This window comes from Roseateles sp. P4_D2 (assembly GCF_056401875.1).
The window spans coordinates 424,931-434,654 of the sequence record NZ_JBFUIM010000004.1; the positions used below are offsets into that span (position 1 = coordinate 424,931).

Consider the following 9,724-nt stretch of genomic DNA (forward strand, 5'->3'; position numbering starts at 1 on the left):
GCCGGCCGGTTTGCCTAAGATTTATTCCAATCAAGACTGAAACGAGCAGCCATGGACCGATTGCAGTCAATGCAGACCCTGGTGCGGGTCGTCGAGCTGGGCAGCTTCTCGGCGGCGGCGCGCGAACTGGGCAGCACGCAGAGCGCCGTCAGCAAGCAGGTGGCGGCGCTGGAGAAGGCACTGGGCGCGCAGCTGCTGGCCCGCAGCACGCGGGCGCTGAAGCTCACCGAGGCGGGTGAGCGCTATGTGGAGCAGGCGCGGCGGCTGGTGGCCGAGATCGCCGAGGCCGAGAGCGAGTTGCGCGCGGGCGAACATCGGCTGCAGGGCTGGCTGCGCGTTGCGGCCTCGGGCAGCTTTGGGCGCTTGAAGCTGATGCCTTTGGTCAAGAGCTTCATGGCCGCCCACCCGGGCGTGAAGATCGACCTGCGCCTGAACGACGGTTTCATCGACCTCGTCGAGCAGGGCATCGACGTCGCGGTGCGCATCGGTGAGCAGCCGGACTCCAGCCTGGTGGCGCGCCGCATCGGCACCGTGCGCCGGGCCGTCGTGGCGCGGCGCGGCTACTTCGAGCAGCTCGGCGTGCCGCCGCCAATCAACCCAATCGCGCTGCAGCAGCACGACTGCATCGTCTACAGCGAGCTGCGCACCGGGCCAACCTGGACCTTCGAGGCCGGGCCCGGTGCCGATGCGCCGCCGGGCAGCCTGGTCAGCGTGCGCGTGTCGGGCAGCCTGCGCACCAACAGCGGTGAAGCCGTACGCGAGGCGGTGCTGGCGGGCATGGGGCTGGCGTATTCGCCGGACTGGTTGATGGAAAAAGAACTGGTCAGTGGCGAGGTGGAGCTGGTCATGCCGCACTGGCAGGGCCAGGCCTTGCCCATGCAGCTCGTCAGCCCGCCGCAGCGGCGCTTGTCGGGCAAGGTCAAGGCCTTTGGCGACCACCTCGCCGCCGGGCTGGCGGCCAGTTGAAGGCTCAGATCGGCCGCAGGAAGAGCCCGATCGTCAGTGCCACGCCCAGGGCAACGATGGCGATGCGCAGGGCTTTTTCGTTGACGTGATGCAGGGCCCAGGCACCGGCGAGTCCGCCGACGATGGCGCTGCTGCCGAGCACGACGGCCTGCAGCCAGTGCACCTCGGGCGACAGCACGAACAGGGCCACGGCCGACGCGTTCATGACGCCGGCCAGCACGTTCTTCGTTGCACCCGCGTTGCGGGTGGGCATGCCCGCCACCGTCAACGCCGCCAGCATCAGGAAGCCGATGCCGCCGCCGAAGTAGCCGCCGTAGATGGCGATGAGGAACTGCATCGCGGCGGTCGCGCGGGCGCTGAAGTGATGGCCTTCAGCCACCGGCTTGCGCAGGAAGCTGCCCCAGGCGAACACACTGGTGGCAAACAGCACCAGCCAGGGAACCATACGCGCGAACACCGACGACGGCGTGTTCAGCAGCAGCCAGGCGCCGACCGCGCCGCCAAGCAGGCTGATGATGACCAGGGCACGGAAGGACAGCGTCGCCGTGCCGACGACGAGGCGACGGCCCGCCCAGCCCGAACTGAGCTGGCCCGGGAACAGCGCCACGGTCGATGTGATGTTGGCCGCCAGCGGCGACATGCCCGACAGGATCAGCGCCGGCAGCGTGACGAAGGAGCCGCCACCGGCCAGCGAGTTCTGCAGGCCGGCCCAGAGGCCGGCAAGCACGAGGAGTCCAAGAAGCATGTCTGACAGGCGCGGCCTTCAGGTGGCGCGCGCCCAGGCCAGCAGCATATTGTTGGCGGGCATGGCCAGGGTTTCGCGCAGGCAAAGACCCGCGGCGGCGGCCTGCGTCGCCACGTCGGCCAAACGCCGCAGGCCCCAGGCCGGGTTGCGCGCGCGCAGGTCGGCATCGAAGGCGAGATTGCTCGGCGCCGTGGCCTCCCCGTCGACGAGGTAGGGCCCGTAGGTGAGCAGCAATCCTTCGGGCACGAGATGCCGCGCGGCGCCTTGCATCAACCCCGCCGTGCAGGCCCAGGGCGCGATGTGGATCATGTTGGCGCAGTAGATCGCGTCGACCTGGGCCGGCACGCCGGGCCAGGTCGCATCGAGCACGTCCAGCGTGATTGGCGGGCGCACCCGGGCCAGGCCTTCGCACCAGGCGGCGATGGAGGGCAGGGAGGCCGCGTCGAAATCGCTGGGCTGCCAATGCCAGCCGGGCAGGCCTTCGCTGCAGAAGGCCGCGTGCTGGCCCGTGCCGCTGGCAATCTCCAGCATGACGCCTTGTGCGGGCAACAGGCGCCGCAGGGCCGCGAGGATGGGCGGGCCGTTGCGTTCGGCGGCGGGGCTGTGGCGGCGAGGGTTGTCCATGGCGGCATCTTGCCTTGCCGCCGCTAACCTCGCCCCTCATGGCCTATCTGCACCGCGACGCCATCGCCGACGACCTGCCGCGCATCGTCGACATCTACAACTTCGCCGTCGCGACGCGCACCTGCAGTTGCGACCTCGAACCGACGACCGTTGCCAAACGCCGCCCGTCTTTCGACCAGCACACGCCCGACCACCGGCCGCTGTGGGTGGCCGAGGACAGCGACAAACCCGGCCAGGGCGCCATCGGCTATCTCGGCTTCTTCCACTTCATGAACGAGAGGCCGGGCTACTTCATCACGGCCGACCTGGCCATCTACCTGCACCCCACCTACCAGGCCAGGGGCCTGGGCAGCTATCTGTTGGCACAGGCCATTGCCAGTTCGCCCGCGCTGGGCATCGAGACGCTGACGGCGACGATCTTTGCGTCCAACGTTGGCAGCCTGCGCTTGTTCGAGAAGCATGGCTTCGAGCGCTGGGGCTTCATGCCGCGAGTGGCACGGCTGGAGGGCGTGGAGAAGGACCTGGTGCTGGTGGGGCGACGGCTGAGCTGACGGCGACTCCCATCGGCCGCGGAAAGAATGACTTGCGGCGCGCGCCGTTTCGCCAGGGCGCGGCGCTGGGCACAGTGGTCCCGTCTTCAACGGAGCCTTCCATGACCCTCAAGCTGTACCGCCACGCCTTGTCCGGCCACGCCCACCGCGCCGAACTTGCGCTGTCCCTGATGGGCCTGCCGCATGAGCGTATCGATATCGACTTCGCCACCCGCGCGCACAAGACGCCCGAGTTCCTCGCCCGCCATCCCTTCGGCCAGTTGCCGCTGCTGGATGACGACGGCCATTGCGTCTGGGACAGCACGGCCATCCTGGTCTACCTGGCCAGCAAGTACGACCCGGCGGGCCGCTGGCTGCCGGCCGACGCCGCCGGTCGCGCGGCGGTGCAGGCCTGGCTGTCGGTGGCCTCGGGCCTGATCGCCTTCGGCCCCGCGGCGGCCCGCCTCGTCACCGTGTTCGGCGCACGCTTCGATGCTGACGAGGTGATCAACCGGGCTCACACCTTGTTCAAGGTCATGGAAGGCGAGCTGGCTCGTCGCTCCTTTCTCGTCGGCGACCACGCCACGCTGGCCGACATCGCCGGCTACAGCTATATCGTCAACGCGCCCGAGGGCAATGTGGACCTGGCGCCTTATCCGGCGCTGCGTGCCTGGCTCGCGCGCATCGAGGCGTTGCCGGGCTTTGTGCCTTTCAAGACCACGCCGGCCGGCCTGCGGGCCGCCTGAAATGAAGCCCCTCGCCCGGTCCCATCCCGCTGAACGCGGCTGTGCCCGGCCGGTCCCCCGAGGGGACGGCGATGCTCCCGGCATCGAGCCGCGAGCACATCGCCAGGGCGGGCCGGCTAGGGAGCGGCCCGGCGCTCGGCCCGCAAATACGAAAGGCCACTGAAAATGGATCAACCCTTCCACGCCGGCGAGGTCGCCGTGCAGTCTCGCGTCGGCGTCGCCGAGCGCATGGCCGAGGTCGGTCGCCGCGTCGTGCGCGACCACATGCCCGAGCAGCACCAGCGCTTCTACGAGCAGCTGCCGCTGATGTTGGCCGGCAGTGTGGACCCGACCGGTCGGCCCTGGGCCACGGTGCTGGTGGGGCCGCCGGGTTTCGTGCAGGCGCCGGATGCCTGGCATCTGACCTTCGCGGCCACGCCCATCCCGGGTGATCCGGCCGCGGCCGGCATGACACCGGGCGCGCCGCTCGGCTTGCTGGGCATCGAGCTGCACACGCGGCGGCGCAACCGCGTCAACGGCAGGCTGCTGGCGGTCGAGCCCTCAGGGTTGCGGCTGCAGGTGGAGCAGACGGTAGGCAACTGCCCTCAGTACATCCAGGGCCGCGAGGTTGAATGGGTGCGCGATGCGGCGGACACGCGGCCGCGCGTCATCGAGCGCGTTTCGCAACTGGACGGCGACGCGGCGTGGCTGATCGCCGCCGCCGACACCTTGTTCGTCGCCACGCATGCGGGCGCAGCAGGGGCGGATGTGTCGCACCGCGGCGGTCCCGCCGGCTTCGTCACGCAAGAGGACGCGCGAACGCTGCTGGTGCCGGACTACTCCGGCAACCGCATGTTCATGACGCTGGGCAATCTGCAACTCGACGGACGCGCGGGCCTGCTCTTCATCGACTTCGAGCGCGGCGACCTGCTGAGCCTGACGGGTCGCGCCGAGATCGTCTGGGACGGGCCGGAACGGGCCGCGCTCGACGACAAGGCCGAGCGCGCCTGGCGCTTCCACCTGGATGAGGGCTGGTGGCTGCGTGATGCGCTGCCGCTGCGCTGGCGGTTCCGCGACTGGGCACCGCAGAACGTCTAGCGCAGGGCGGGATTCGCGCGCAGGCTGTCCACCGCTAGGTCGACAAAGGCACGTACTTTCTGTGTCATGTGCCGGCCCTCGTGATGCACGATGTGGACGGGGATGGCCGGCGGCTCGAAGCCCTCCAGCAACGGGACCAGCTCGCCGCGGGCCAGCGCGTCGGCCGCCTGGTAGCTGAGCAGGCGCACGATGCCCAGGCCGGCCAGCGCGAAGGAGCGGGCGGCATCATTGGTTGTCGTGCGCAAGCGGGGGCGGATGCGCTGCACCAGCGGTCGACCCGCTTCGGCAAAGCGCCATTCAGGGTAGGGCGCTACCTGGGTGGGCTGGATCAGCGTGTGTCCCGACAGCCCATCGGGGCGCTGCGGCCGGCCATGCGCGGCGAGATAGCCGGGCGACGCCAGCAGCATGCGCCGCACCTGGCCAACGCCGATGGCGCGCAGGGAGGAGTCCGGCAGCTCGCCGATGCGCACGGCCACGTCCAGGCCCTCATCGACGAGATTGACGACGCGGTCGACGAAGACGCATTGCGCGTCGACGTCCGGGTAGCGCTGCAGATAGTCGGTGACGATGGGCGTGACGTGCAAGTTGCCGAACAGCACCGGCGCCGTGACGCTGAGCAGGCCCTTGAGCTGGCTGCGGCTGCCGCTGGTGGCGGCCTCGGAGTCGCCCACGTCGGCGAGGATGCGCCGGCAGTCCTCGGCATAGCGGGCGCCGGCCTCGGTGACGCGCACGGCGCGGGTGGTGCGCGTCAGCAGGCGCACGCCCAGGCGCTCTTCCAGTTCGGCCACAGCGCGCGTGACGACGGGGGCCGACAGGTCCAGCTTGCGCGCCGCGCTCGCGAAGCCGCCGCTGTCGACAACGGCGACGAAGACTTCCATGGCCTGCAAGCGGTCCATGCGTTCAGGCGAGTCTGCCGGCCTGGAAGTCGCGCACGGCCTGCACGAGCTCCGCCTCGGTGTTCATGACAAAGGGGCCGTACTGCGCAATGGGCTCGCCCAGCGGCTTGCCGGCAATCAGCAGCGCGCGGGTCGGCTGGTCGCCAGCTTGCAGGCGTACGCCGTCGCTGCCGGGCGTGTTGGCGAGGATGGCCATGCGGCCCGAGGGCACCTGGCAGCCGGTCTCGAACTTCAGCCCGCCTTCGTAGACGTAGACGAATGCATTGAACTCGGGCGGCAGCAATTGCTCGAAGCGGGCGCCGGGCGCGAAGTGCAGGTCGAGGTATAGCGGCTCGGTGCTGTCGCGCTGCACGGCACCCTCGACACCATGGCTCGCGCCGGCAATGACGCGCGCCTTGACGCCGTCGCGCTCGAACTCCGGCACCTCGTGGCTGGCCACATCGCGGTACCAGGGCGCGCGCAGCTTGTCCTTGGCGGGCAGGTTGAGCCAGAGCTGGAAGCCGGCCATGCGGCCTTCGTTCTGCTCCGGCGTCTCGCTGTGGATGACGCCGCGGCCGGCGGTCATCCATTGCACGCCGCCGTCGCTGATCAGGCCTTCGTTGCCGGCCGAGTCGCGGTGGCGCATGCGGCCATTGAGCATGTAGGTGATGGTCTCGAAGCCGCGGTGCGGGTGGTCAGGGAAGCCGGCGATGTAGTCGTCGGGGTTGTCCGTGCCGAAGGCGTCGAGCATCAGGAAGGGGTCCAGCCGGCGCTGCAGGTTCTGCGTCAGCACGCGGTTGAGCTTGACGCCGGCACCGTCGCTGGTCGGCTGACCAGCGACGAGGCGCTCGACCTCGCGCGGTTGGTTCAACAGGGAAGTGGCGACGGTGTTCATGGCGTTCTTTCAGGCGATCAGAAATTCGGAGATCTGGGCGCGGGCGTTGGCAAGACCTTGCTCAGCGGCGAAGGCCATGCCCTCAGCGTAGACGAACTCAACATCGGTCATGCCCAGGAAGGCCAGCACGGCGCGCAGATAGGGCGTCATCTGGTCGCTGGGCTGGTCGCGATGGATGCCGCCGCGGCTGGTGACGATGTAGACCTTCTTGCCGGTCACCAGGCCGACAGGGCCCTTCTCACCGTACTTGAAGGTGACGCCGGCGCGGGCGACGGCGTCGATCCAGTTCTTGAGCTGGGCGGTGATGTTGAAGTTGTACATCGGCACGCCGATGACGACGGTGTCGGCGGCCTGCAGTTCGGCGATCAGCGCGTCGTCCAGCGCGACGCGGGCGGCCTGCTCGGGCGTGCGCTGGTCGGCAGGCGTGAACAGGGCGCCCAGCGCGGCTTCGTCGAGCACAGGTTGGGGTGTCAGCGTCAGATCGCGCACGGTGGTCGTGGCGCTAGGGTTGGCGGCGCGCAGGCCGGCGGTCAGTTCGCTGGCCAGGCGGGTGGAGACCGAGCCTTGGTCATCGGTGGCACGACGGGCGCTGGCGTTGATTTGCAGGATGTTCATTCGGAAGCTCCTGAAGGGGCGGTTGCGATGGAATGAACTCTAGAACTGCCCAATCAACTTCAGAAGTTGGCGATTTGCATAAGATTGTTCCGCCAATGGATCAATGGAGCCAATGATGGAATCAGACGCCGACGACTTGCTGCTGTTTGCCCGCGTCATGGAGGCCGGCAGCTTCAGCCGCGCCGCCGAGCGGGTGCACTGGCCCAAGAGCACGGTGTCGCGGCGCATCGGCGCGCTGGAGACCCGGCTGGGCGAGAAGCTGCTGCAGCGCACGACGCGCAAGTTGACACTGACTGACTTCGGCGCCGGCGTGCTGGAGCACGCGCGAGCAGTCGCTTCAGAGGTGGATGGCGCGCTGGCGCTGGCGCTGCACCGCCAGCAAAAACCCAGCGGCCGGTTGCGCGTCAGCATGCCGGCGGACTTCGCCCAGGAGGTGGCGGCCGGCATGCTGGCCGAATTCGCGCTGGCCTACCCGGAGGTGCAGCTGGAGCTGGACCTGACGCCGCGGCGCGTGGACCTGATCGGCGAGGGCTTCGACCTTGCCATCCGCATGGGATCGATGGACGAGGACAGCCAGCTCGCTGCGCGCAAGCTGGCGACGACGCATTGGGGCCTGTACGCGTCACCGGGCTACCTGGAGCGGGTCGGCGAGCCGTTGTTGCCGCAGGCCTTGGACACCATGCATGGGCTGATGCTGCTGACCCGCCACGGCGAGCCCGTGCCCTGGCGGCTGCAGCGCGAGGGGGCCGAGCCCCACCTCGCCCGGCCGGCGCAGCGCACGTTGGCCAATGCGCCCAGCCTGCTGGCTCAGCTGGCGCAAAGCGGCGTCGGCATCGCCGGCATTGACCGCCTCATCGTCAGGGATGCGCTGGCGCTGGGCCGGCTGCAGCGCCTGCTGCCGGACTGGCACCTGCCGGGCTCGAGCTGCTGGGCGGTGTTCCCGGAGCGCCGGCTGATGCCGTTGCGCACCCGGGTGTTTCTGGAGGCGATGTCAGCCCTGCTGGACAACTGCCCGGCGCCGGGCCCTTGAGCCCGCCAGCGCCACGACGACGAGGCCAACGGCCAGCAGCGCCGCCATGTCGGGCTCGGGGACGGCCACCGCGAACACGGCTGCAGCGAGCTGCTGGTGCGCCAGGGTCGTGGGGTGGATGCCGTCCCAGAACAGCGCGGTGCTGAGATCGCAGCTGCTGGTGGTTGCTGCGCAGGCATTGGTCCAGTTGCTGAAGCCCAGCTGCGAGGCATTGTCCACGGCGCTCGTCATGAAGCCGTACATGTCGAAGACCTGTGCGCCGCTGCCAGCCAGCGCGCCGGTGAGGGCGGTGTCCATGGCGAAGCTCAGCGCCGAGGCCTGGCCGCTGGCGCCCATCGCGTTGGCCAGCGGCGTGAGGCCGAAGTTGGGCGTGTTCAGCACCAGCACATGCTGGGCGCCGGCGAGCTTGAGGCTGCCAACGATGCCGGCCATGTCGGCGGCGTAGCTGGCCACTGTCGCGGCAGCCGTGGCGTCAGCGTCGGCACCCATGGCGATCGCTTCCAATGCGACACGGATGTTATTGCCGCCGCCGGCCACCACGTAAAGAGCGTTCGGATCGGCGAGGTTGCCGGTGGCGCCCAGATACATGCCAAGCTGGGTTTGCATGCTGTACGGGAAGCCCGGCAACTGCGGAATCTCGCCACCGTTCAGACTGGTCTGTGCACCACCGAAGGCGAAGTTATTGCCGCCGGCCAGTGAGGGCGATAGCGCCACGCCGAGCGATTGCGCGAAGTACTGCGTCCAGACCCAGCCATTGGAATACGTGCCCGCCGTCGACGGGATCTTGCTGTAGTAGCCGTCGCCCGGAATGTTGACGGGCGGCAGCCCACCGGGGCCCTGAGACAGCAGCAAAGCGTTGTTGCCGCTGTCGGACAGGCTGTCGCCGAAAACGACGAGTCCGGAATACGGGCCGGTGGCCGAGGCTGCGAAGGCGGCAGCACAAAGACCAATGCCCGCGAGCATGCGGGCGAGCAGACGGATGGACATGGAAACTCCCTGATTTGTGGCCGCAGGACTTCTAACGGCTCGACAACAGCATCTCCGCCCGTTGGCTCAGCGTCAACCCGGGGACGCCCGAGACTGAAATCAGTCGGTGTCGCTCTTGAAGGCGACTTCGACAGCGGCCTCGCGGGCCTTGCGGATGGGAGCGAAGCGCCATTGCTTGACGGCCTCGACGGCCGCCGTGCCCAACCGCGAATGGCTGGCCTTGATGACCGAGGCCTGCTGGACCGCGCCGTCGGGCCCGACCGTGAACTGCACCTGGGCAAAACCGTTGCGGAAGGTGCTCTGCTGCTGCATCTGGCGCGGGATGGCCGGTTCGACCTTGGCCAGCAGTTTCAGCGGCTCCTCGGCCTCTTCCTCGGCCGGCTTGGGCGGCGGCTCCGCGGCCCGTGCCGCGGCGGCCATCGGGGCAGCGGGGGCGGGCGTCGGCGCCGCAGAGGCGAGCAGCACGGGCGTGCGCTCAACTTCAGGTTCAGGCTCGGGCGCCGCCTGCGGCGCGGTAGCAACGGTGGTCGGGGGCGCAACAGCTGTGGCAGCGGTCGGTGCGGGTGCCGTGCCGGGCGTTGGGGCAGGCGCGGGCCGGGGCGCGGCCGCCACGGGAGCCGGAGCCGGCTTGCGC

The 9,724-nt window shown here is 69.3% G+C and carries 12 protein-coding genes; 5 read left to right on the forward strand and 7 right to left on the reverse strand.

Features of this window, described 5'->3' with window-relative positions:
- The first annotated feature begins 51 nt into the window (after positions 1-51).
- On the forward strand, positions 52-966 hold the full coding sequence (locus tag AC1DW0_RS10010) for a LysR family transcriptional regulator (RefSeq protein WP_477945654.1): 915 nt from the start codon (positions 52-54) through the stop codon (positions 964-966).
- 4 nt (positions 967-970) lie between these two features.
- Here AC1DW0_RS10010 and AC1DW0_RS10015 read toward each other — a convergent pair whose 3' ends face one another.
- Both AC1DW0_RS10015 and AC1DW0_RS10020 read right to left on the reverse strand, forming a co-directional pair.
- Positions 971-1,711 carry a sulfite exporter TauE/SafE family protein gene (locus AC1DW0_RS10015; RefSeq protein WP_477945656.1) on the reverse strand — a complete coding sequence of 247 codons (741 nt, stop codon included), beginning with the start codon at positions 1,709-1,711 and terminating at the stop codon, positions 971-973.
- 18 nt (positions 1,712-1,729) lie between these two features.
- Positions 1,730-2,335, reverse strand: coding sequence for a DUF938 domain-containing protein (locus tag AC1DW0_RS10020; RefSeq protein ID WP_477945658.1), 606 nt, complete (start codon positions 2,333-2,335; stop codon positions 1,730-1,732).
- 38 nt (positions 2,336-2,373) lie between these two features.
- Between AC1DW0_RS10020 and AC1DW0_RS10025 the strand changes: the two genes are divergently transcribed.
- The 3 genes from AC1DW0_RS10025 (at position 2,374) to AC1DW0_RS10035 (ending at position 4,688) form a co-directional block, all read left to right on the forward strand.
- Complete coding sequence (locus tag AC1DW0_RS10025; RefSeq protein ID WP_457389449.1) at positions 2,374-2,886, forward strand: GNAT family N-acetyltransferase; 513 nt, start codon at positions 2,374-2,376, stop codon at positions 2,884-2,886.
- Between the two features lie 101 nt (positions 2,887-2,987).
- Positions 2,988-3,611 carry a glutathione S-transferase family protein gene (locus tag AC1DW0_RS10030; RefSeq protein ID WP_477945660.1) on the forward strand — a complete coding sequence of 208 codons (624 nt, stop codon included), beginning with the start codon at positions 2,988-2,990 and terminating at the stop codon, positions 3,609-3,611.
- Between the two features lie 165 nt (positions 3,612-3,776).
- Positions 3,777-4,688, forward strand: coding sequence for a pyridoxamine 5'-phosphate oxidase family protein (locus AC1DW0_RS10035; RefSeq protein ID WP_457320232.1), 912 nt, complete (start codon positions 3,777-3,779; stop codon positions 4,686-4,688).
- Here the strand turns inward: AC1DW0_RS10035 and AC1DW0_RS10040 are convergent.
- The 3 genes from AC1DW0_RS10040 to AC1DW0_RS10050 are packed head-to-tail and all read right to left on the reverse strand — an operon-like array spanning position 4,685 to position 7,073.
- Positions 4,685-5,584, reverse strand: a complete 900-nt coding sequence (locus AC1DW0_RS10040; RefSeq protein WP_477945661.1) for a LysR family transcriptional regulator — start codon at positions 5,582-5,584, stop codon at positions 4,685-4,687. The genes AC1DW0_RS10035 and AC1DW0_RS10040 overlap by 4 nt on opposite strands.
- Positions 5,585-5,588: 4 nt before the next feature.
- Positions 5,589-6,458 carry a pirin family protein gene (locus AC1DW0_RS10045; protein ID WP_477945663.1) on the reverse strand — a complete coding sequence of 290 codons (870 nt, stop codon included), beginning with the start codon at positions 6,456-6,458 and terminating at the stop codon, positions 5,589-5,591.
- A 9-nt stretch (positions 6,459-6,467) separates the two neighbouring features.
- Positions 6,468-7,073, reverse strand: coding sequence for an FMN-dependent NADH-azoreductase (locus tag AC1DW0_RS10050; RefSeq protein WP_477945665.1), 606 nt, complete (start codon positions 7,071-7,073; stop codon positions 6,468-6,470).
- 115 nt (positions 7,074-7,188) lie between these two features.
- On the opposite strand from AC1DW0_RS10050, the gene AC1DW0_RS10055 reads away from it, so the two are divergent.
- Complete coding sequence (locus AC1DW0_RS10055) at positions 7,189-8,103, forward strand: LysR family transcriptional regulator (protein WP_056205262.1); 915 nt, start codon at positions 7,189-7,191, stop codon at positions 8,101-8,103.
- On the opposite strand, the gene AC1DW0_RS10060 is transcribed toward AC1DW0_RS10055, so the two are convergent.
- Positions 8,065-9,090: an SGNH/GDSL hydrolase family protein gene (locus tag AC1DW0_RS10060; RefSeq protein WP_056204665.1), complete on the reverse strand. Its 1,026-nt coding sequence runs from the start codon at positions 9,088-9,090 to the stop codon at positions 8,065-8,067. The two genes, AC1DW0_RS10055 and AC1DW0_RS10060, sit on opposite strands and share 39 nt — an antisense overlap.
- A 99-nt stretch (positions 9,091-9,189) precedes the next feature.
- A partial coding sequence (locus AC1DW0_RS10065) for a TonB family protein (protein WP_477945667.1) occupies positions 9,190-9,724 on the reverse strand: 535 nt, incomplete at its 5' end.

Excerpts from the sequence above, each read along its gene's own strand:
- AC1DW0_RS10010 (WP_477945654.1), top strand. The coding sequence starts at position 52 with ATGGACCGATTGCAGTCAATGCAGACCCTGGTGCGGGTCGTCGAGCTG.
- AC1DW0_RS10015 (WP_477945656.1), bottom strand. The coding sequence starts at position 1,711 with ATGCTTCTTGGACTCCTCGTGCTTGCCGGCCTCTGGGCCGGCCTGCAG.
- AC1DW0_RS10020 (WP_477945658.1), bottom strand. The coding sequence starts at position 2,335 with ATGGACAACCCTCGCCGCCACAGCCCCGCCGCCGAACGCAACGGCCCG.
- AC1DW0_RS10025 (WP_457389449.1), top strand. The coding sequence starts at position 2,374 with ATGGCCTATCTGCACCGCGACGCCATCGCCGACGACCTGCCGCGCATC.
- AC1DW0_RS10030 (WP_477945660.1), top strand. The coding sequence starts at position 2,988 with ATGACCCTCAAGCTGTACCGCCACGCCTTGTCCGGCCACGCCCACCGC.
- AC1DW0_RS10035 (WP_457320232.1), top strand. The coding sequence starts at position 3,777 with ATGGATCAACCCTTCCACGCCGGCGAGGTCGCCGTGCAGTCTCGCGTC.
- AC1DW0_RS10040 (WP_477945661.1), bottom strand. The coding sequence starts at position 5,584 with ATGGACCGCTTGCAGGCCATGGAAGTCTTCGTCGCCGTTGTCGACAGC.
- AC1DW0_RS10045 (WP_477945663.1), bottom strand. The coding sequence starts at position 6,458 with ATGAACACCGTCGCCACTTCCCTGTTGAACCAACCGCGCGAGGTCGAG.
- AC1DW0_RS10050 (WP_477945665.1), bottom strand. The coding sequence starts at position 7,073 with ATGAACATCCTGCAAATCAACGCCAGCGCCCGTCGTGCCACCGATGAC.
- AC1DW0_RS10055 (WP_056205262.1), top strand. The coding sequence starts at position 7,189 with ATGGAATCAGACGCCGACGACTTGCTGCTGTTTGCCCGCGTCATGGAG.
- AC1DW0_RS10060 (WP_056204665.1), bottom strand. The coding sequence starts at position 9,090 with ATGTCCATCCGTCTGCTCGCCCGCATGCTCGCGGGCATTGGTCTTTGT.